The sequence below is a fragment of the Mesorhizobium sp. M8A.F.Ca.ET.207.01.1.1 genome (assembly GCF_004794715.1).
Taxonomy (GTDB): domain Bacteria; phylum Pseudomonadota; class Alphaproteobacteria; order Rhizobiales; family Rhizobiaceae; genus Mesorhizobium.
Window position 1 is genome coordinate 1 of sequence record NZ_SRUS01000022.1, and the last position, 22,080, is coordinate 22,080.

Below are 22,080 nucleotides of genomic sequence, written 5' to 3' on the forward strand. Positions count from 1 at the left end.
ACGCAACAACACGCCGACGCAACTCAAGTGGTAGCGGCTTGCCCATCACGGTCTCCCTTCAACCGCAATGAATCACGAACTCAAATCAAGGGGAATCCTGAATCCCTTAAATCGCGACACGCTTTAGGGTTGAGCGCATCCGGCGTACGGCCTAGGATAGAGCCCCCGCCGCTTCTTCAGATCATGAAAGCCCCGTCGACCGTGACGGTCCGGCGCCGCCCTCAGAAGGGCCGGACGAGGAAAAGTGGGCCGATTGCTAATTGACTGGGAAACGAGGAACCCAGCTGCCCACCGTCACTTTCTGGTTGCTTGGCGGCCTGCATCGCATGGGCACGGCGGCGCTCCTCCCGGATCGCCGGGGCAGGGCTTTTGCTCTACGCTACGTAGCAGGTGAACATACTGGCTGCCGGCGAGGACAAGGCACGCGCCATGGGCGGCGACGTATCCCGCGTGCGCCTGCTGCTGATCGTGGCCGCGATGTTGATGACTGCTGCGCGCGTCAGCGTTACGGCATCGTTGGCTGCGTGGGCCACTGATTTCTAGACTAGCCGTGCACATGGTTGTCTCCGCAGTGCTGCCCGTGTCGGCGCTGATCGGCGGCGGTTTGCTGCTCGGCATTGGCAATCTCGCGCGCCCTGCCTGACACGATAGAGATTCAACTCGGCATCCCACCTGGCTGATCGCCGAGCCGTTGTTCGCGTTCGCGCTCGCACGCAGCCGGCGTTCACGGCTAAGCCTCCGCGCCACAGGTCTGCATTTTGCCTCCCCTGGCGACCCGTCGCTGCTGTGCGATGTCGGCTTCGAAATGGACGCGCTTGGTGACCCGACGTTGGCAATAGGGAGAGGTCGACTATGATGGCCGGATATCCCGACGTGGCAATCGTCATTTACGACGGCATCTCTACGAAACTGGCGACCGTGGTTCTATAACGCAGTTGGCTGATAGCGACCTGCGAACATGGGTCAAAGCCCCATGGCCGCCCACGTCACCATGATGCAGTGTCGACCAACTAGCAGGTCAGGGACCTAGCATCAAGTATTGATATGGCGGCAGATGTCAAAAAAATGGCCGAACGTGTCAACGTGATTCTGCTAGCGCGAGCTATTCTCACCCAATGGAGCCGATGAGAGCGGCAAAATGGTACCTGATCTCGTGAAATCTGGGTGAGCGGAGCGAATAGTGCAACTGCTGATCGGCAGGGATGCGCCAACTCTCCCTGTGTGAAGTTCTGCACGTACGGCAGCTTTTGATTGATCGTGGCACTGGGTAGCGCGGACATGTGCGAGTTGGTGGCCCGCCAAGGTGGCGTCAGCGAATTGAAGCACAAGGGAAGTACCTACTGGCTGTACTCTCTAACTAATAGCGCTTGGCACAAGGGCCATCGGGCGCATGACGAAATTACAATGCACAAAATCAAAAGGGGAATAAAAAATGACGATCTCCCGGCGCCACCTCTTTAAGGCCGGCATTGCCGCCGGCTTGGCTGTGTCGATCCCGTCGGTTCTGCGGGCGCAGACGACACCGACTGCGGGGCAGACCGTTCGGATGGTGAAGGGTGATCTCCGCGTGTTCGATCCGATCTGGACGGCAACTAACATTACCGCTGATCACGGCGCGGCGATTTACGATACCCTGTTCACGCTCGACTCCAAGTTGATGCCGCGGGCGCAAATGGTGGGGAAGTGGGGCGTTTCCAACGACAAGAAGACCTATACATTCGAGCTCCGGGACGGTCTGGGCTGGCATGACGGCACTCCGGTCACCGCGGCGGACTGTGTGGCTTCGATCCGCCGCTGGGGACAGGTTCATCCCGGCGGGCAAATTATCCTGGCCAGGGCCAGCGACATTTCGACGAAAGACGACAAGACGTTCACGATCTCGCTCAAGGATCCGCTTGGGGTGCTGATCGATATCCTAGCGGACCTGACTCCTCCGTGCCTGTTCATAATGCGCGAAAAGGACGCCAATCGCCCCGCAACCGAACAGGTGACCACAAATATCGGCTCGGGGCCGTTCAGGTTCAATGAAGCCCTCGCCAAGCCGGGTGCGAGCTTCACCTACGACCGTAACGACAAATACGTGCCGCGCAAAGAGCCATCCGATGGATTGGCCGGCGGGAAGATCGTCAACGTCGATCGAGTCATTTGGGAGAATGTCGCCGATCAGCAGACCGCTCTCGCGGCCTTGCAAGCTGGTGAGATTGATTACCTGCAGGACCCGCCCGCCGATCTTTACCCAGTGATCGAAAGCGATCCCAACCTTGAACTCCAGGTTCTGGACAAGGGAGGGTGGGACATGGTCCTGCGAATGAATTTCCTGCAGCCGCCGTTCAACAACGTCAAGGTGCGCCAGGCGGTGCTCCACCTAATCGATCAGAAGGCGATGTTGCGCGCCGCCTTCGGCAACCCAAAATACTTCAAAACGGTCACTTCGATCTTTGGAGACACTACGCCGGTTTCCAACGACGAGAACACAGGATGGTACAAGGAGGATGGCGATCCCGAAAAGGCTAAGCAGCTCCTCGCGGAGGCCGGATACGCCGGCGAGAAGGTAGTCATTCTGACTGCGACGGACTGGCGCGAGGGCGACAATGCCTCGCAGCTTTTGGCGGCCTCGCTGCGGAAGATTGGAGTCAATGCCGAGCTCGCGTCAATGACCTGGGGTGAGCTTTCCACGCGCCGGGCAAGCAAAGACCCTGTCGAGAACGGCGGCTGGAGCGTGTTCATTACGTCGGAACCTGACTATTCGCTCGGCAATCCGCTCGCCTCACCATTCCTCCTCGCGAATGGTGACAAGGCTTGGTACGGCTGGCCGACGAACGACGAATATGAGGCGCTGCGGGTCAAGTGGGCGGATGTCGAATCGCTTGAAGAGCGCAAGGCAGTGGCCCGCAAGATGCAAAAATTATGGTGGGACTTCGTCGGCGATGTGAGGTTGGGAAAATATGTCTCGCCAATCACGCGACGCAAGACGCTGACTGGCGTTATTGGCATGCCTCAAATCGTGCCGATGTGGAATATGCAGAAGACCTCAGCCTGATGGGTAATTACATCCTTCGCAGGATAGTTTCGGCCATCGCCGTCATGGCGATGGTCGGAGTTTTTGTGTTCCTGCTTCTCAGGCTGGCGCCCGGCGATCCGGCGGCCATGATCGCCGGTAGGAATGCTCCACCCGAAGCAGTCGCCGCTATCCGCGAACAGTTGGGGCTCAACGCGCCGCTGTCCGTTCAGTTTATGCGCTGGGCGTTCAGCATTCTCCAGGGAGACTTCGGGACATCGATTTTCAGTGGGTGGCCGGTCCTTGAACTCGTCGCGCAGCGGCTGGAACCAACCATTTCGTTGTCGATCCTAACAATGATCCTTTCGGTGACGGTGGGGGTCTCCTTCGGTATCCTTGCAGCGTGGCGAACCGGGCGTCCGGTCGATCGGCTCCTCACGGCCTTTTCAGCTTTTGGGTATTCCATCCCCGTCTTTGTGATCGGCTTTTTCCTCATCTACTTCTTCGCTATCAGGACCCGCTGGCTGCCGGTACAGGGATACGTGCCGATCGAGGTTGATCTGGGCCGATGGTTCGTGCATCTGGTCCTGCCCACCGTGGCGTTAAGTCTTGGCTACATTGCATTCATCGCCCGAGTTACCCGGGCAAGCATGGTCGAAGTTCTGTCAGAAGACTATATGCGAACAGCCGCGGCCAAGGGCGCTTCGTCCTATGCCATGCTTTTTCATCATGCTCTGAAGAATGCCGGGGTCCCGATCCTGACCGTCATCGGCATCAGCTTCGCCTATCTGATCGGCGGCGTCGTCCTCACGGAAACCGTGTTCAACATACCCGGCATTGGCCGTCTGGTCGTCGATGCAATCAACAACCGTGACTATCCGATCATTCAGAGCGTGCTCATCCTGACTTCGGGTTTGTACGTACTGATCAATCTCACGGTCGATCTGGCGTACACCCTGATCGATCCGCGCATCCGGTACTGAAATGACGAATTTGTCGGCACCAGTTGAATATGTTCCGGCGGGGCGACTTCGCCTGTCTGACCTTCCGCGTCTGGCAAGACGCCATCCGTTGGTCTTGATAGGCGGCGGCCTGCTGGGGCTTCTGATCATCCTGGCGCTGGCTGCCCCACTTTACGCTGGCGATCCGGGGAACATGGATCCGTTCAAACGCCTTCAGCCGCCTTCCGCCGAAATGTGGTTTGGGAGCGACAATCTGGGCCGGGATGTGTTTGCGCGAACGATCTTCGGTGCCCGCATCTCCCTCCTGGTCGGGCTGCTGTCGGCAGCGAGCGCGGCCGTGGTCGGGCTCCTGATCGGTGTCATCGCAGGTTACAGCCGCAGCTTCGACAATGTCGTCATGCGGGTCATGGACGGCCTGATGTCGATCCCGACGATTCTGCTGGCGATTGCGCTCATTTCTCTGATAGGACCGGGGATCGGCATCCTCATCGTCGCCATCGCCATCCCTGAGACGCCAGCCGTCGCGCGGCTGGTTCGTTCTGTGGTTCTGGGTGTTCGCGAGCGTCCCTATGTGGAGGCCGCGCTCTGCGGCGGGGCGCGCCTGCCGAAAGTGCTGTGGCGACATATCCTGCCGAGCACCATTCCGGCGCTAATGCTCCAGGGCGCTACCGTCTGCGCCAGCGCGATCCTGACGGAGGCGGGGCTGAGCTTCCTCGGCGTGGGCGTGCCGCCCGAGATTCCGAGCTGGGGCAACATGATCGCCAGTTCGCGCCTGTATCTCGCCATCGCCCCATTGACGATCTTCGCCCCCGGTATCTGTCTTGCCGTCACCGTCCTTGCCGTCAACCTGCTCGGGGACGGCCTGCGCGACCTGTTCGATCCCCGCGCCAAGCAGAGGCGCTGACATGCAGATGCATCAAAGGTTAGGGAACGACTTGCTGCTCGACGTGCGAAACCTCGAAACGCATTTCTTTGGCGAAGAAAGCGTCACTCGTGCCCTGGGCGGCATCAGCTTCCAGGTCAAGAAAGGCGAGACGCTCGGCGTCGTTGGCGAATCCGGATGCGGGAAGAGCGTCACCGCCCTGTCGATCCTTCGCCTGCTGCCGAAGCAGACCGCCAGGACCGTCGGCGGCGAGGTCCGTTTCCAGGGACGCGACCTGCTTCAGCTGTCCGATCGGGAGATGCGAAAGACCCGCGGCGACCGGATCGCCATGATCTTTCAGGAGCCGATGACGAGCCTGAACCCGGTCTACACGGTCGGCCACCAGATCGCCGAGGCGGTGCAGATCCACACCAAGGCTTCCCGCCCGGCGGCCATGAAGAAAGCCGAAGAGATGCTGCGTCTCGTGCGGATCGCGGATCCCGAGCGTCGCGTCAACAACTATCCTCACGAAATGTCAGGCGGCATGCGCCAGCGCGCCATGATCGCCATGGCTCTTGCCTGCTCGCCGGAACTGTTGATCGCCGACGAGCCGACCACTGCGCTCGACGTTACTATCCAGGCGCAGATCCTGCGGCTCATCGTCGAGCTGAAAGAGCGCACGGGAACGGCCGTCATTTTCATCACGCATGACCTGGGCGTTGTCGCAGAGACATGCCAACGCGTGATCGTGATGTATGCTGGTCGGATCGTAGAACAAGCGAACGTGATAGATTTGTTTGCGCGTCCCGCGCATCCTTACACCCAGGGGCTGATGCGGTCGGTGCCTGATCCGCGGCGTGGCCGTCAGCGCCGCCTTCCAGAAATTCCCGGCATTGTGCCAAGCCTACGCGAGCCCATTGTGGGCTGCAGCTTTGCTCCTCGCTGCCCGTTCGCTATCGACATTTGCCGCGACAAGACGCCCGCCATGCGTGATGTCGGGTTGAGCCACGCCGCAGCTTGCTGGCGCGCCGAAGAGGTGATGGGCGCATGAACGGACCTCTGCTAAAAGTCGAGAAGCTGACCAAGCACTATCCGCTTGGCTCGGGCCTCTTCAAGAAAAGCATTCCGGTGATCCGAGCGGTGGAGGATGTATCCTTCACCGTTGAGGCGGGCGGGACGCTTTGCATCGTCGGCGAGTCCGGCTGCGGCAAGTCCACCGTCGCGCGGCTCCTGATGCGGCTCGTCGAGCCGACGGGTGGCCGCGTACTGATCGACGGGACCGACATTGCGGGCCTCAAGAAGGACGCGCTTCACGCGTGGCGCCGTCGGATGCAGATGGTGTTTCAGGATCCTTACTCGTCCCTGAATCCCCGCCTCACGGCCGGGCAAATTATCACCGAACCCGTCGAGAATTTTGAACGTCTTAGCCGCAAGCAGCGCCAGGCACTCGCCACGGACCTTCTGCGAAAAGTCGGAATGTCGCCCGAAATGATGCACAGGCTGCCGTCCGAATTGTCGGGCGGTCAGCGCCAGCGGCTCGGTATTGCCCGCGCCCTGTCGCTCAACCCCTCTCTCATCATCGCAGACGAAGCGGTGTCAGCCCTCGACGTCTCCGTGCAGGCGCAGATCCTGAATCTGCTTCTGGATCTCCAGCAGCAGATGGGCATCGCCTTCGTCTTCATTTCGCATGACCTCGGCGTCGTGGAGCATATCGCACATCGCGTTGCGGTCATGTATTTGGGGCGGATCGTGGAGCTCGCCCCGAGCGAGGCGCTCTTCGCGAAACCGGTCCATCCCTACACCGAGGCGCTGATCGCGGCAGCTCCGGTTCCGGATCCGACGCGGGTTCGGCTGGAGTCGCCCGTCGAGGGCGAGGTGCCAAGTCCGATCAACCCGCCGAGCGGGTGCGCGTTTCATCCGCGTTGCCCGCTCGCGATCGAGCGTTGCCGCATCGAAGTGCCGCCTTTGGTCCCAATGGCAGACGGACGGGTCGTCGCCTGTCATGTTCGCGCTCCGGCCACCGACATCCCGGCCCAACCGGCTGCGGCGGCCAATCCTCCTTAGCTCATCGCTGTGGCATAGCCCCAGCCCCTCTCACCCGATCGAAGATCTCGAGTGCGGTGCTGACGTGAACATCACGCCAAGTGCAGCAAGAAAACAATTAAAGCGAAGCTTATGGAAAAAGATCGACACGAGAAGGGTTCTTCTCTCGCCCAGCAGACCGGGAGCTATGATCCGACCGGTTCAATTGCAACGAATGTTGCGGACGGTTTCACGATGGTCGCGGTGGGCGATCTGATCGTGACCCGGCCACTGACGAAGGGTCAGCATCCCGGCTTTGACGACATCGTAAAGATCCTTCGAGATGCCGATGTCACGTTCGGCAATATGGAAACCAACATCTTTGACATCCGATCGTTCAACGGAAGTCCGCAGGCCGAGTACGGGGGCGCATATCACGTCAGCCTGCCAGAACTCGGGCCTGATCTGAAGGCCATGGGCTTCAACCTGGTCAGCTACGCCAACAACCATACCCTCGACTGGGGTGTTGAAGGCATGCGGGAGACGTGCCGAGCACTGGATCAGAACGGAATCGTTTACGCAGGTGTTGGCGAAAATCTTGCACAAGCCGGCGCCGCCCGGTTCCTGGAGACTCCACGCGCTCGGGTGGCGCTCATTTCATTTGCCACGACGTTTACTCCTATGTCTCGCGCGTGCGATCCTGCCGGCGAGGCGCCGGGCAGACCCGGCCTCTCTGCCCTTCGTCTGGAAGAAAGCATAGTAGTCCCTCGGGCGATGCTCGAGAACTTGAGGCAAGTCCGCGATGCGCTGCCCAATTACAGGCCCGGCCGTAACGATCCAAACGGCCTCGCACTCGCTGGAGCGAGGTACAAGGCGGGCGACCAGGTCGGTTTCAGCTACGAACCCGATGAGAGCGATGTCGCGGACATCCTACGAAACGTTCGCCGAGGCAAGCAGTTTGCTGACTTCTGCATCGTCACCAACCATGGGCATGAGCCCGGGAATTGGAGCCAGCAGTTGCCCGACTACGAACAATCCTTTGCGCACAAAATGATCGATGCCGGGGCCGATGCGTATATCGTGCATGGACCGCACCAGCTTAGAGGCATTGAGATCTACAAGGGCAGGCCGATTCTCTACAGCGTTGGGAACTTCATCATGGACGACTTGCGGACGCCCGTAGGCGCCGACATGTTCACCGCTCATGGCAAGGATCCGCGGAGCGACACTGATGCCGAGGTGACAGTCGATGAGATGGCGAGAGGTTATAAGACAGACCCGGGATTCGCGGACCCGGTCTTCTACGAAAGCATTATCGCAGTCAGCCGATTTGAGCACAATCAACTTACCGAATTGCGCATCTATCCAATTGAACTTGGTCACTCGAAGAGGTTTGCCAACCGGGGCATCCCTCGACTCGCGCTCGGCCAGCAAGCAAACAGAATTCTAGAGCGTCTCCAGGAGCTTTCGAACCCTTTCGGTACCGAAATTGCCGTCGAAAACAATATTGGTGTGATCAGACTTCGGTCCAGCTAGGCTGCGGATGACGCGGATCAATAAAAGAACCGCGCTCCCGAAGAAAGCCCTCTTAAATGGCGGAGCTATACTTGATGTCAATGCAAAGCTTCCGGCGACCGTTTGCTGGATTGCGCAGGATCGCGGAATGACCGAGTTGGATCGTATAGATGTCGCACTTCTTGGAGCTGTCCAGAAGAACAACCGGCTTACGTCAGAAGAATTAGCTGAAATCGTGAATCTGTCCCCAACGGCATGCCAACGGCGCTTGAAACGGCTACGCGCTGAAAGGGTGATAGAAGCGGATGTTGCCATTGTCTCACCCAAGGCAGTGGGCCGCCATATCACCATGATCGTCCTGGTATCCCTCGAAAGGGAAAGGGCGGACATCGTCGATCGATTCAAAGCGGCAATTCGCAACACACATGAGGTAATGATTGGCTTCTATGTTACGGGGGATGCGGACTTCATTCTTATCGTAACCGCCAAGGACATGGAGGACTATGAAGAGTTCACGCGTCGCTTCTTTTACGAAAACCATGACATCAAGGGATTCAAGACCATGGTAGTTATGGATCGCGTCAAGGCCAGCTTCGCCGTGCCTCTCGAGGTGACTCAGCACCTAGCGCAAACACCGGGGAAGTGATTGTCGTCCAAGGCGACAGGTTGCCCATTTCCATGGCGCCGCGGTAGTCAGCCATCGCTTCAGCCTCTCGGACGATCAGGCCCAGTTTCAGATTGAGGATTCAGGACCGGCTTTGCTTCTTGCGGTTCTCGGGCTGGGGCTCGGCGACAAAGGTTCCCGACGCCAAAACGATCTGGTTGTTTAGGGAGTACCACACGCAGGGCCGGGCGGTGGAGGACCGGTTGCCCGGTTCGACAAGCACCTCGGCAGGCCGGCAATCTGGCGAGGGGTCGCCAGATCGTGGATGCCACGATCGTGGCGGCGGCGAAGCAGCGCAGTAGCGATACTGAAAAGGCCCAAATCAAGACAGGAAAGGTGCCGCACCAGCGGCAGAAGAAGCCAGCCAAGCTGCGCCAGAAGGACCGGGACGCGCTGAACTGTGAAGTCACCAAGGCCACGGACGACGGGAGGGAAACACGAAGCAGCGCGACATTGCGATCCCGCCTTCGGCTGCAAGTACATGCCTCGATCGATCTCCGGCACCGCTCACCCTCAATGTCGCGCGCCGAAAGACCGTGTGCCGAAAATTCCACCGCCAGGTCTTCGAGCGCTTCCGTGCGGGCGCTTCGGATGCGCGCGGATCTCGGAGCGAAACGGCTTGTCCCGGCTCGCAACCCTACGACAACGCTTTTATCATCAACGCCACAAGGTCGCGACCTGTTCGCCAAGCTAAAGGACTGCCGGCGCATCGCCACCCGCTCCGACACATGCGCCCACACCTTCGTCGCGGGATCTGCATCGCAGGCCACCGTCACTTGTGGCTCTGATCAATGGGTCCTGAGCCGAGACCTTCCTTAGTCACCATCACTTGTTCCGAATGAGGTATGGTGTGGCCGCCCGAAGCCAGAGATGACTTCACGCTGGATCGGGAAATGGCATCTGAAGCTGTGCTCCGGGTCATCCGGGCTGGTTGAAGGTTCGGGGAAAATGCGGCTGCAGATATCCTGCGCGTAACGGCAGCGGGTGTGGAACTCGCAACCGGATGGCCGCCTCATCAGGCTCGGCACCTCACCCTTGAGCTCGATCCTGTTGAGCACCGCATCTGGGTCAGGCTCGGGATTGGCCGCAAGCAGCGCCTCTGTATAGGGGTGGCGCGGTTGATCGAAAATACGCTCGGTCGAGCCTACCTCAATAAAGCGGCCGAGATACATGATCGCCATCCGATCGGTCATGTGGCGCACAACGTTAAGATTGTGTGTGATGATCAAGATCGCCATGCCGAGTTCGTTTTGAAGCCGCGCGAGAAGATTAAGCACCTCGCCCTGCACCGAAACATCGAGGCCTGCGGTCGGCTCATCGGCAATAAGCAAGTCCGGACTTAGCGCAAGAGCACGCGCGATACCAACGCGCCTGGCCTGACCACCGGAAAGCTGATGGGGGTAGCGACGAGCAAATTCCGCCGACAAGCCGACCATTCGAAGCAGTCGCTCCGCTTCGCCTTCGGCATCGCGATCCTTTAGCCCATGGATGCGAAAGGGCTCTGTGAGAAGCGATCGCACCGTCAGCCTCGGCGAGAGCGAGCCGACGGGATCCTGGAACATCATCGCCATGCGCCGCAAATAAGGCTTGCGTTCGGCCCCGGTGAGCTCCTCAATTTCCTGTCCGTCGAAGCTGATGCTGCCGCTCACAGCCCGCTGCAAGCCGATTATCGTACGCGCGATGGTGGATTTGCCTGAGCCACTTTCACCGACAAGGGCCAGTGTCTCGCCCTTGCGGATTTCAAAGGACACACCACATACCGCGTCAATGAAAGGGGCTCTCGTCCCGGTTGCGAGCGCCTTAAGCGGACCCATAGTGCGGAAACGTACCAGCAGGTCCTCAACCCGGAGCAGCGCGCTCATACCGAAACCAACAGTTCTTTGTCGAGGAGATGGCATCGGGCGACTTGGTCTACGCCGATGCGGTACTCGACCGGGTTCTCTTGCCCACAGCGATCGAACGCTTGCCGGCAACGTGTCCGAAAGATACACCCTACCTTGGTGCCCAGGAGACCCGGCACCTCGCCCGGAATGGTCGGCAAAGTGCGCGTGCTTTTCTTGATCCGCCCGGGATCGCACTCAAGTAGCGCGCGCGTGTAGGGGTGAGCAGGATTGTGGAAGATGTCCCGAACGGCGCCCTGCTCCACCACTTCGCCCGCATACATGACGGCGACCCGGTCACACAACTCAGCCACCGCTCCGAGGTGGTGGGAGACGAACAGAATCGAGCAGCCGATCTCTTTCTGCAGATCCTTGAGCAAATGAATGATCTGCACTTCCAAGGTCGCATCAAGCGCGGTGGTTGGCTCGTCGGCCACGAGGAGCGCCGGTTTCACTAGAAGCGCCATGGCGATGCAAACGCGCTGGCGCATGCCGCCAGAGAAGTGATGCGGGTAGGCGCCGATACGGCTTTGGGGATCGGGAATTCCGACCCGGTGAAGCATATCGAGCGCACGAGCGCGCTTTTCGCTGCGGCTTCCTTGTTCGTGGTGCTGAATATCGATCATCTGGCTCTCGATGGTCCGCACCGGATTGAGTGCGGTCATCGGATCCTGAAAGATCATGGAGAGACGATCGCCGAGCAAGTTCCTACGCGCCTGAGCGGGCATTTTGAGCAGGTCTTTACCTTCAAACAGGATACTGCCGGCGGTCACATCTGCATTTTCAGAAAGGAGGCCCATTACCGTGTATGCGAGCGTCGATTTTCCAGATCCACTCTCGCCGACAATGCCAACCACTTGTGCGGCCGGAACGTCGATAGAAACCTTACGCAGGGCCTGGATGCGCCCACGCGGCGTACCAAAATCGAGACTCAGGTCACGGACCTCAAGAAGCGGGCGACTGAATGAGAGCGGCGGTATCGAATCGTCGTGTCTCATAGGTCTTTCCGCAGCTTGGGATCGAAGATTTCGCGTAGCGCCTCGCCCAGGAATGTGAAGCCAAGCGTTGCGAGGACGATCGGAACGCCGCCTGCAAATACAAGCCAGGGCGTCTGATCGATGTAGCTGTAGCCATCGTTGAGGATAGCTCCCCAATCAGGGGTCGGCGGTCGCACGCCCATGCCGAGGAAGCTGAGACCCGCCTCCACGGCAATCACGGCGGGCACGTCCATGCTCACCAGAATGACAAGCGGGCCGAGGACATTTGGCAATATGTGCACGGCCAGGATACGTGTTGTGCCAGCCCCCATGCTACGCTCTGCGGCGATATACTCACTGTTACGCAGCCCTTCTGTCTGCGTACGCACGACACGCGCGTAAATGGGCATGGACGTTATTGCAATGACGAGAATGACACTCGCCAGGCTTGGTCCCAGAAGTGCGATCAGGGCCAGCGCGAAAATGATACTTGGGAAGGAGCGGATCGTATCGAAGAACAGCAGAAGCAAATTGTCAAGCCAGCGCGGACCGAAGCCCGCGATCAAGCCAAGGACTAGCCCGACTGCCAGTGAACTGCCGAGAGAGGCGAAAGCCACGAAGAGGGGAATGCGGCTGCCCAGGATAGTGCGAGAAAACGTGTCGCGGCCCAGTTGGTCCGTGCCCAGCAGAAAATCCAGTGAAGGTGCGGCCAGACGCGGTCCGACCATGATCCGGATCGGATCATGCGTGACAATCAGCGGAGCGAAGATCGCAATTGCTGCTATGAGCACGACAAGCACTGCTCCGAGCATGCCCAGACGGTTCTTGCGAAATTGCCCCCAAAAGGTGCGAAAGGCGCCGACAGCCGTGGCATCGTTGGCTTCCGGACGGATGGCTTCAACGCTCATCATGTCAGAGCTTTTCCCGAGTTCGCGGATCGAGTAATGCGTTGACCACATCGGAGAGCGTCGTAGCGGCAACGATAAGGAACGTGGTGACGAGCACGACGCCCATCACAATCGGATAGTTGCGCGTATTGACCGCATTCACGATCAACGCGCCGATGCCAGGTCTCGCAAAGACCACTTCGATAAAGACCGCGGACGAAAGCAGCCAAGCGATGCCTACCCCGAGTATGGTCACGGTCGGCAGGATCGCGAGCGGCAGCGCGTAGCGCGCAACGATGCGCCATTCCGAGATCCCGAAGGAGCTAGCCATGCGTATGTGGTTTTCGCCCAGAACCTCAAGCATGGATGCCCGTACCAGTCGGGATATGTAACCGACCCAACCAATCCCTATGGCGAAAGCTGGGAGGATGAGATGGATAAGTCCATCCCAGAGGCCATTGCCGGCTCCGATCGCTGGCAACCAGCGTAGGGTCACGGCAAAAATCAGCAGCGCATAGACCGCCATGACGAAGGAGGGGATTGCGATCGTGGCCACCGTCACGACGCCGGCCACCTGGTCCACCAACGAGTTACGCCGCACCGCGGAGTAACAGCCGAGCGGCACGGCTATCACGACCGCCCATAAGATGGAGATCAAAATCAGTTCTAATGTAAAAGGCAGTTGCTCGAAGACAATGTCTGCAACAGGTCTCTGACTGAACACGTCAAAGCCGAGATTGCCATGGAGCAGCCCGCCGAAGAACGTGACAATCTGCACAACGAGCGGCTTGTCTAGTCCCATCTGCTGGTGCAGCAGCGCCTTCATCTCGGGCGTCGCTCGCGGGCCGAGCATAACCACGGCAGGATCGCCGGGTACTGCCATGATCATCAGGAACAATAGCGTCACCGCGACCGCAATAATTGCGACCGCGAGGATGGTACGTTTGGCAAAATACAGCCACATATTCTTACGGTGCCTAGAGCTAAACTGCCTTGAAATCTACGTACAGCGGGTAACCGTCAGGACGGGTTACGGCCTGCGTATGCGTGGTGCGATACATGACCGGATTGCCCCCATGAGTAAGGAACCGGTAGGCACCGGATTCTTCCATGAGATCCTGCATCTCTTGGTAGATCTTCGCCCGCTCGTTCGGATCGCTAATAGTGACTCCCTTGGCGCTGAGTTCGTCAAAGCGTTCGCTGCGGAAGCGCTCCCAGTTCCAGATCCCCACTCGGCTTTGTAGGAAGGATCCTGTCGCATAGAAGGGGTCTGGCAAATTGCTGAACCACATGACAGTGAGCTGCATGTCCTTCCAGCGATCGCCTTCGGATTCCATGCCGAGCGTCCAGAACGAGCCGGCATCCTGAGCATTGATCTCGACCGTGATGCCGATCTGCGACAATTGAGCTTGCACAGTCTGGGCTATAGTCAAAAAAAGGCTCTCGTTCAGGCAATCGATGGTCAGGTTCAGATCGCTCACACCAGCCGTTTCTAGGAACTCCTTGGCCTTCTCGAGATCGCCTTCCGGCGGGACAAGCGCTTTCTCACGATGCCCTAGAAGGCCAGGAGGAATTGTCCCTGTTGCGACCTCCGCCTGTCCCGCAAATGCGGCTTCCAGGATCTGCGGCACATTGATCGCCCACTGGATCGCCTTGCGGACGTTGATGTCCTTCAGTTTTGGATGATCCACATTCATGCCAATCCAGTGGTAGTTCAGTGAGGGATGTCCCTCAATCTTGGTGTCGGCCGGCGGATTGCTCTTGAACTTTGCGAGGGAATCCAGAGTGATACCAGTGAAGTCAATGTCGCCTGCCTGATAGGCGCGTTCTGCCGTCTTGGTGTCGCCGATCAGGACCACGCGGATTTCGTCAAAGCCTGGCTTCGAACCCGCCCATTCCGGATTGCGGGTCAACAGCAAATGCTGGTTTGGCTTATATTCGGCAAGCACATACGGCCCCGAGAACGCTGGCGGCTTCATGCCGAAATCGCCGCCGTCCTTGGTTGCCTTCATCACCGCAGCTTCGGATACGATATGGCCTACCGCGTAGGGGAATGCGATGTTAAAGAGTGGCATGAACGGGGTCTTGAGTACGATTACGCCAGTATAGTCATCTTCAATCTCGACATGATCGAGTGAACCCCAATTATCTTTGACCGGCGAATTGTGCTTGATCCCCCGCTCAAAGGAAAATTTTACGTCTTTGGCGGTAAGTTCGCCGTAATCGCCAGTGAATTTGATCCCTTTTTTTAGGCGAAAGCGGACATGGGTTGGATCGACCTGCTCCAGTTTTTCGGCCGCTTCCAACTCCCAGCCCCATTCGGAGCCCGGCTTGAATCGCGTGAGCTTCGAATAGAGACACTCCATCACGCTCACTTCAGAGACGGCAGTGTAGAATTGGGGATCCATCTTGGTAATATCGTTGGTTGAAGCAGCTGTGAGGACCTTTCCTTCCGCAGCCCAGATCGCGCTGGACAAGGGCATTCCAGCCGCGACGATCCCCCCTCCGATCACTGAAGTAGTCTTAAGGAAGTTTCTGCGGCTAACACTACCTTGATAATAGTTCATAGTTGTTCCCCTTAATTACCCGAACAGCTTGCAGATGGAGTGGGCCTGTTTTCGCGCGAGCAGCGCCAGACGGCATCCCACACCGTATCTCTCCTAGCCATGCGCAGACTGCTCTCAATCGCATTGAGAGTACGAATGCAGTAGCCAGTTTCACGCGAGTTCCATTGGGAACGATACTATATCGCACAATGGGGATCGCATTGACATATTCGGCCACTTTTTTGACACTTGCCGCCATATCGGCCCACCGAAGCGGAGCATCGCATGCCTGGTAAGGGCGAGCTTGCGGATGACCGAAAGCGGAGCGTTTGAAGCCGATCTTGTCGCGTAGTGTTATATCCCAATTGCGCCAGTCGCTGTTTGCCGGCGGCGGGTTAGGATTACTACCGCGGCGTCATAGATAAGCACGCACATGGGCGTTTCCGCGTCGAAAGATACTGCTAGCGCCGCGTCGTCTCCTGAGCCACGCGCCTACCGAACGCAATCGCTTAAAGTTCGCGGATTTTGACGGCGGCTAGGTAGGCCTGATCGGATCGAACTGCGATTTGGTCAAGTTGTGGAACGTTGGCGGCACGGATGACCCGTATGGCGGCGTCGCTTGAGAATTCACTCTTCGCAGACGGAGTGGATGTAGTTGCGTGTTTCGCTTGAGGCGTCGACAGCAATGGAGCCTCCCTTTTCCCGACATCGAATTTTTACGCAAGGCCGGCCGGGTCGAGGCTTGGACTGGCAGTTCGACTGAAGCTTTTCGTTCGCGTATGGATATTTTGCGACCGCGGCGGCTGAGGCTCCCGACGAGGTGGTTTAGTATCTGGCCGACGAGCTTGGCGTCAGCAGGTTGATTTCTGCCAGTATGATTTTTCAGGGCCGCGCCATTGCGCCGAGATTGTGCGGCTATCTTGTTTTCTCCCGGATGAAGCGGGCCGATCGAGCCGCGCTTGCGAGCTGGAAAGCGACGGAGCTTTGCCCCACAACGCAAGGCAACCGCCAGGGGAACTCAGGATCATCAAGGTGCTGATATGGCGGCAGATGTCAAAAAAATGGCCTAACGCGTCAATGCGATCCTGATTGAGCGATCTAGTATGGGCGGAGTTCGCATGAAATGGCTTGGCGAGCGGCGCGCCCTGCGCAGATCGCTTCCTTTGAGAGTCTTTTGTGTTGAGCGCCGATGAAGCCGCTCGTGCGTTCCGAGCAATTATTGGAAGTTTTGGCGTAATGACTGGCTCTAATAAGACAACATGCTTGCCCTTTCGATTGTGGCTTTGCGCAGACGACCGGGCGACGTGTTAGCGGCGCAGGACGGGGATCGTGGCCCCTCGCGATCCTTACTCCGCGCCATGCCGCAGGGCGACATTTTTGGTCTTGCCCCGACGCTCTGTCTGACCCGCGAGCAAGCCGACATCGTCTTTTCGAAGTCAGCGTACGCGGTCAGGAGTGTGTTTGCCAATCTCTGAGATCGATCACTACAACCCGCAAATCGGAGCGACCACCATGACAATCCGGCTTCCAATTGATCCAACTGAGGTCTTCCAGCCCAACGAACAGGCGCTCGAAGCTATCCGTAGAGCCGAAGTCCACGGATCGTGGGAGTTTCCTTTACACCAGAGGGCAAACGGCATGTCCGAAGGGACGGGCAACGGCCTTGAGTACTGGTTTTACACCAGTAGGCATCCCATCACGAAAAACTCGCGAGAGGTCTCAGAGGCCTTATCGTCGTTGAAATCTAGCGACATATCATTGCCGGCTGGCTGGGTTGAAGAGGACGCCCTCAGTCTAGCTGCGTGTGGCGATCTTATTCAGGCTGCGGGCCTGGAAGCCTCAAACAATCAGCTTTTCTCGCAAATTAAAGATGTCGTCTTCGATAAAGACGTGACTTTTGCAAACTATGAATCCGTGGTTGCTGATGCCCACATAGTCAATGAAGTAATGCCTGATATAACTTCGTTTCGCATGTGCTGCACAATTGAGCAGTACCGCACATTGACGTCTCATAACACTTCGCGTTTCGACGTCCTTAATATGGCAAATAATCACGCAAATGACCTTGGGGTTGACGTGCTTACTCGCACGCAGGACATCGCAGAAAGCGATGGAATACTTACCATTGGCGCGCCACGGAAGAAAGACGAGTATGGCAAATGCAAGACCATCACAAGAAACGGGATCAAAATCGGTTTTGTTTCCGCTACATACAGTCTTAACGGGTTTGCATTGCCTCCAGGGCATGAGTTCCGAATTCATGTGTCTAGACTCATGTCTCGGAATGTACCTACAGAGTTAGATTTGCTGCGAGCTCAGATCGCGGATTGTAAAGAACAGGATTGTGATTTTATCATCGCCTCCATCCATTGGGGTGTGGAATTCGAGTTTTTTCCTCTGCTTAGACAGATCGAAGCCGCTCACGCCCTGGTAGAAGAGGGTGTTGATCTGATTTTAGGCACTCATCCGCACGTCATCCAACCTGTTGAGTATTATCGCCCCAAGAGGGATCCGCACCGTACCGCGATTATAGCCTATTCCCTTGGCAGCCTCACATGGGACTGGTTTACGGCACCGCACCTCATATTAAGCCTTGTATTGAACTTAAATATTTCAAAGGGCAGGACAATTGCTGGTGAACAGCGAACTTATTTAAAGAACGCTCAACCAATCCCCATTATTCGCAACATATCCTTAGACAAAGGCAAGAGGACGATGCGGCTCGAAAAATTGGACGAGCGTCTTGACGAGGTCGGCAACGTTACCGGTGGTGACCTAATAAAGATGAAAGATTATTGCGATCTGGTTTTAGGGCAGGGTTGGTCGCGCTAGCTGTGGAGTCTCAACAGGTTGTCCCTGATCATCAAGCCGAGACGGCTGATAGGTGGTTTTGATTGTAAGCTGCCATGTGGCCTGTGCCAATTGCAGCGACGAAAGCGTGGCAGCTCAGCGGTGCGTTCATGAGAAGTGTTGTAGGCTCGGGCATTAAGCCCATTCGCGCAAGCTCGTCTGGATGAAGCGCTCAGCCTTTCCGTTGGCCTTGGGCGTGTACGGTCTTGTGAATATCTGACGTAGACCTGAGACGTTTGCTGCCTGAAAAGCTTTTGACCGGTAGCACGAGCCGTAGTCGCTGCGGAATGAAGGAGCCGCGGCGACCGAGAGAGCGGTGCGCGCAGCTTTTCGCTGCAGGCGCGCACCGCTGTCGAGGCGGCCATGGCCAGTCAAAGTTTCTCTAGAATGTGAATGTTCACACCATTCCGGAGAGACCGACCATGACCCCTTCAGAGTCTACACCCGCCGCCGCGGTGCTGGTAGCGATCGACATTGCCAAGGTGCGCAATGAAGTTCTGATCGAAGCACCGGGCCACAAGCGTCGGCGTCGCCTTTTGGTGCTCAACACCCGTGTTGAGCACGACCATCTGATCGAAGTGCTGCAGGCGTACGGCCGCCCTGTGGTGCGCCTTTGAGGCGACCGGGAACTATCACCGGCCGATAGCATGGCGCCTGGCTGAAGCGGGTTTTGAGGTGCGGCTGGTGTCGCTTGCGCTGGCCCGAACACGAGAAGCGTTGCACAACAGCTGGGACAAGAACGATCCAAAGGATGCCCAGGTGATGCTGCACATGCTCAGGATCCAGGCGACGCAGGTCTACCATGATCCGCTGCGCGCCGGCATCAACGACGCGCAGGAACTGTGGAAGACCCAGCCAACCAAGGCTGGAGACCTGCGTGGCTAGCCAAATCGAACGAAAGGTCCGGTTTCTGAGGGGCGCAAGTGTCGCTGGCGGCGAACTTAAATCCGCATCTGCGCCTGCCGTCTTTTTCATTTTCTCTTAGCCTTGCGCTTTTATCTATGAGATTGAGTGCTCGACCAGTCCTGCCACGCAAAGTGACCTCAAGGAATTGAAAGAGGCCCCGCAATCGCCAATCCCTTCGGCTTACGGCCGTGCGCCCTAAGCATATCCTCGGCACGACGTAACGCTGGAGCGCCGATCATCTTCCATCTGAACAGACTACCGCAGTCCCATTCTGATGAGCAGCTTCAGCCGCCCTGACAGGCCTGTCTTGCACACTCGAGTTGCGCTTCAGCGGCGCAAAGCCTCTATTTGGCTAGGATGTATGCAAAGCGTTGCTCTTAACCCCGCGGCCGGTGAAGTGAGCTCCGGTACCATGATGATCTTTCCCTGGGTTTGCGCTTCGGGCATGTCGAGCCACGAGTTCCGTATTGGTTTGTGCTGCAAACAACTTGGCCGTGCACCCCGCGGCCTCCAGCCATCAGGTACTTCGGTCATGCCTTCGCTGTTCGCCGATTCCGCATTGGAGAGCGTAGCGCGGGAGCTAGTCCCTATTCCTGCAAAAAGGGCCGAAAGTTTGCAGTGATCCGGCGCCCAACGAGTATCGCAGCCGAGCAGGCCTGTGCGAAGGTGATTTGGCGGTCAAATCGCGACGATGGTCGACGACAGAACGGGGGATCCATGAAACGTCCGTCGAAGGAAAGATGGCGACAGACATCATCAGTACGACGACGTGCGGCAAGCTGTTCGTGATGATGACCGTAGTAGCCGCGGAAGAAGTTCGCAGCTGCAAGTCCGGAGCAGCAAGTCACGAGGCTTGGGTCCAGGCTGTTAGGCCAAGTGCTGGGGAGGGGAGAACGGACTACCTCTGGGGACCCTAGTTAGTCAGTGGGGGAGCGGGGTTTCGCCGCCCGCCCTTAGCTGGGGTGTCGACGCTGGCCGACCAGGCGGGCCTGCACGTTGGTGCTCGCTTGTGCGCTGATCGAGGCCCAAGTGCTTGCCGCCGAGCGGCTGCATGGCAATGAGATGACGGCGGCGCGCATTGCTCGAGCGAGATGTTCTCGGCAGACGTTGCCTGAGCGCTTGCCACGGCTTTCGCGGAAGTGAATTAAGCGAAACTGTGGTCGTCTTCACCCAATTCAGTGCCGATATGGCGGCATATGTCAAGAAACTGACCGAACGTGTCAATACAAGCCTAATCGCGCAAGCTAGTCTCACCTGAATGGAGTTCGCGTAAATTTGCTTCGCGAGCGCCGCCTTTGGCAGGTCGCTTTTTAGGAACATCGGCCAATGAAACAGTACAAAGATCCCAACAGAGAACAGGTTCACATGAGCAGCATTAAGGCCTTCCGGGAACTGCAGAATGAAGTAACCGAGTGGCGTCGTTACCTGCACGAAAACCCCGAACTCGGCTATGAGGAACACAACACGGCTAGGTTCGTGGCCGAGAAGCTGGCCTCTTTCGGTATCAACCATATCGAGACGGGGATCGCTGAGACCGGTATTGTTGCGCTAATCCAGGGCGAAGGCGGAGACGGACCTACGATTGGGTTGAGGGCGGACATGGACGCCCTGCCAATACTTGAAAACTCGAACAAGCCCTGGTCGTCGACCATACCCGGCAAGATGCACGGATGCGGCCACGATGGTCATACGGCGATGCTGCTGGGCGCCGCCAAATACCTTGCGAAGACTCGCAACTTCAAGGGGTCCGTTGCCTTGATCTTTCAGCCCGCGGAAGAAGCGGGCATAGGCGGCCACAGAATGGTCCAGGAAGGTATCATGGACCGGTTCAGCATCTCAAAGGTTTATGGCATGCACTGCACGCCAGGAATGGAGATAGGCAAATTCGGGATTTGCCCCGGCCTCGCGTTGGCCTCGGTTGACGAGTTCGACATTTTTGTGAAGGGCCGCGGCGGCCATGCGGCGTATCCCCAAAGGGTTATCGATCCCATCGTTATTGCAGCGCAGATCATCGTTGGGCTGCAAAGTGTCGTTTCGCGCAACACGGACCCGCTCGAGTCGCTCGTCGTCTCCGTTACCCAGTTGCGGGCTGGGGAGGGCTATAACAGCATTCCAGAACACGCTCAGATATCTGGGACTGTTAGAGCTCTCTCACCCACATTGCGCGATTTTGCCCAACGACAGATCTCCGAGTCCGCGAACGGAATTGCGCGCGCCTTTGGCGGCAGTATCGACTTCAAGTACCACCGTCTGGAGCCCGTCACCGTCAATCACCCGGAAGAAACTAATCTGGCGATTAAGGCCGCGCGCGACATTGTGGGCCACGATGCAGTGACCGACCGGCTCAAACCTACAATGGGAGCGGAAGATTTCGCGTATATGCTGGAGGCGCGGCCCGGAGCTTACATTTATATTGGGAATGGCTCAACTGCCGACGTGCATAACCCTGCCTTTGACTTCAACGATGAAGCCATACCTTACGGCATCGGCTACTGGGTAAAGCTGGTCGAGACGTCGATGCTGGCGGCGTGAAGGCTGTGCAAAACCCATCCAGTCTAGTTGCCGGAACAATGAGGGAGAACAAATAACGAGCATATCCATAAACCGCAGAGTTTTCATCCACTCGCTATGGAGCCCGAATTGGTAGTCGCCGACGAGCCAGTCAGCATGCTGGATGTATCAGTTGATGTCCAAATCATCATAGCTGATGCTGGAACTTCGAGCATCGCGGGGGTTAGCGTATGTTCTTAATCATACATGAAATTTAATTGCCGACCGCGTTTTGGTTATGCGGGCGGGGAGGATCATCGAAGCGGGTTTGCCGCGCGATGTTCTGAAGCATCCCCGCGAACACTACACCCGCAAGATTCTCGCCGCTGCGCCATCCCTCGACGAGGCCTTGGAACTGAGGGCGGCACAGAGACGAGTGGTCGGTGGACTGAACCGCCGCCTCCAGATGCATCTGAGGATGTTCTGGTCGAAATTTGGAGGCTGCATGTGTACGCGACGCG

General features: G+C 57.8%; 16 protein-coding genes and 2 pseudogenes. 12 read left to right on the forward strand and 6 right to left on the reverse strand.

Features of this window, described 5'->3' with window-relative positions; translation table 11 throughout:
• Positions 1-390: 390 nt before the first annotated feature.
• From EN850_RS32460 to EN850_RS32505, 9 genes are all read left to right on the forward strand, one after another.
• Positions 391-543: an iron chelate uptake ABC transporter family permease subunit gene (locus EN850_RS32460; RefSeq protein WP_127311630.1), complete on the forward strand. Its 153-nt coding sequence runs from the start codon at positions 391-393 to the stop codon at positions 541-543.
• Between the two features lie 889 nt (positions 544-1,432).
• On the forward strand, positions 1,433-3,040 hold the full coding sequence (locus tag EN850_RS32470; protein WP_127311629.1) for an ABC transporter substrate-binding protein: 1,608 nt from the start codon (positions 1,433-1,435) through the stop codon (positions 3,038-3,040).
• On the forward strand, positions 3,040-3,981 hold the full coding sequence (locus EN850_RS32475) for an ABC transporter permease (protein WP_127311628.1): 942 nt from the start codon (positions 3,040-3,042) through the stop codon (positions 3,979-3,981). The genes EN850_RS32470 and EN850_RS32475 overlap by 1 nt, the downstream gene beginning before the upstream one ends.
• Before the next feature lies 1 nt (position 3,982).
• Positions 3,983-4,864, forward strand: a complete 882-nt coding sequence (locus tag EN850_RS32480; RefSeq protein WP_127311627.1) for an ABC transporter permease — start codon at positions 3,983-3,985, stop codon at positions 4,862-4,864.
• Between the two features lies 1 nt (position 4,865).
• On the forward strand, positions 4,866-5,873 hold the full coding sequence (locus EN850_RS32485) for an ABC transporter ATP-binding protein (RefSeq protein ID WP_127317701.1): 1,008 nt from the start codon (positions 4,866-4,868) through the stop codon (positions 5,871-5,873).
• Positions 5,870-6,886, forward strand: coding sequence for a dipeptide ABC transporter ATP-binding protein (locus EN850_RS32490; protein WP_127309111.1), 1,017 nt, complete (start codon positions 5,870-5,872; stop codon positions 6,884-6,886). The genes EN850_RS32485 and EN850_RS32490 overlap by 4 nt, the downstream gene beginning before the upstream one ends.
• Before the next feature lie 111 nt (positions 6,887-6,997).
• The gene (locus EN850_RS32495) at positions 6,998-8,380 is read left to right on the forward strand and encodes a CapA family protein (protein WP_127309110.1); all 1,383 of its coding nucleotides are present in this window, start codon (positions 6,998-7,000) and stop codon (positions 8,378-8,380) included.
• A gap of 127 nt (positions 8,381-8,507) precedes the next feature.
• Positions 8,508-9,005, forward strand: a complete 498-nt coding sequence (locus tag EN850_RS32500; protein WP_127309114.1) for an Lrp/AsnC family transcriptional regulator — start codon at positions 8,508-8,510, stop codon at positions 9,003-9,005.
• A 279-nt stretch (positions 9,006-9,284) separates the two neighbouring features.
• Positions 9,285-9,842, forward strand: a complete 558-nt coding sequence (locus EN850_RS32505; protein ID WP_127309109.1) for a hypothetical protein — start codon at positions 9,285-9,287, stop codon at positions 9,840-9,842.
• On the opposite strand, the gene EN850_RS32510 is transcribed toward EN850_RS32505, so the two are convergent.
• From EN850_RS32510 to EN850_RS32530, 5 genes are read right to left on the reverse strand one after another with little or no spacing between them, the layout of a single operon-like run.
• Complete coding sequence (locus tag EN850_RS32510) at positions 9,839-10,885, reverse strand: ABC transporter ATP-binding protein (protein ID WP_127309108.1); 1,047 nt, start codon at positions 10,883-10,885, stop codon at positions 9,839-9,841. The genes EN850_RS32505 and EN850_RS32510 overlap by 4 nt on opposite strands.
• Positions 10,882-11,901: an ABC transporter ATP-binding protein gene (locus EN850_RS32515; RefSeq protein ID WP_127309107.1), complete on the reverse strand. Its 1,020-nt coding sequence runs from the start codon at positions 11,899-11,901 to the stop codon at positions 10,882-10,884. The genes EN850_RS32510 and EN850_RS32515 overlap by 4 nt, the downstream gene beginning before the upstream one ends.
• Positions 11,898-12,791 carry an ABC transporter permease gene (locus tag EN850_RS32520; RefSeq protein ID WP_127309106.1) on the reverse strand — a complete coding sequence of 298 codons (894 nt, stop codon included), beginning with the start codon at positions 12,789-12,791 and terminating at the stop codon, positions 11,898-11,900. The genes EN850_RS32515 and EN850_RS32520 overlap by 4 nt, the downstream gene beginning before the upstream one ends.
• Before the next feature lies 1 nt (position 12,792).
• Entirely contained in the window at positions 12,793-13,731 is a 939-nt protein-coding gene (locus EN850_RS32525; RefSeq protein WP_127309105.1) for an ABC transporter permease, read from the reverse strand.
• Positions 13,732-13,750: 19 nt separating this feature from the next.
• Positions 13,751-15,334, reverse strand: coding sequence for an ABC transporter substrate-binding protein (locus tag EN850_RS32530; protein ID WP_127309104.1), 1,584 nt, complete (start codon positions 15,332-15,334; stop codon positions 13,751-13,753).
• A 1,491-nt stretch (positions 15,335-16,825) separates the two neighbouring features.
• Between EN850_RS32530 and EN850_RS32540 the strand changes: the two genes are divergently transcribed.
• Positions 16,826-18,145, forward strand: a complete 1,320-nt coding sequence (locus EN850_RS32540; RefSeq protein ID WP_127309102.1) for a CapA family protein — start codon at positions 16,826-16,828, stop codon at positions 18,143-18,145.
• On the opposite strand, the pseudogene EN850_RS32545 reads toward EN850_RS32540, so the two are convergent.
• Positions 18,142-18,445: pseudogene (locus EN850_RS32545) on the reverse strand (integrase core domain-containing protein); the annotation flags it as partial. The gene EN850_RS32540 and the pseudogene EN850_RS32545 overlap by 4 nt on opposite strands.
• Positions 18,446-18,585: 140 nt before the next feature.
• Between EN850_RS32545 and EN850_RS32550 the strand changes: the two are divergent.
• Positions 18,586-19,015, forward strand: a pseudogene (locus EN850_RS32550) (transposase); the annotation flags it as partial.
• Between the two features lie 1,419 nt (positions 19,016-20,434).
• A complete protein-coding gene (locus EN850_RS32560) occupies positions 20,435-21,601 on the forward strand; it encodes a M20 aminoacylase family protein (RefSeq protein WP_127309113.1) in 1,167 nt (388 codons plus the stop codon).
• Positions 21,602-22,080 lie beyond the last annotated feature (479 nt).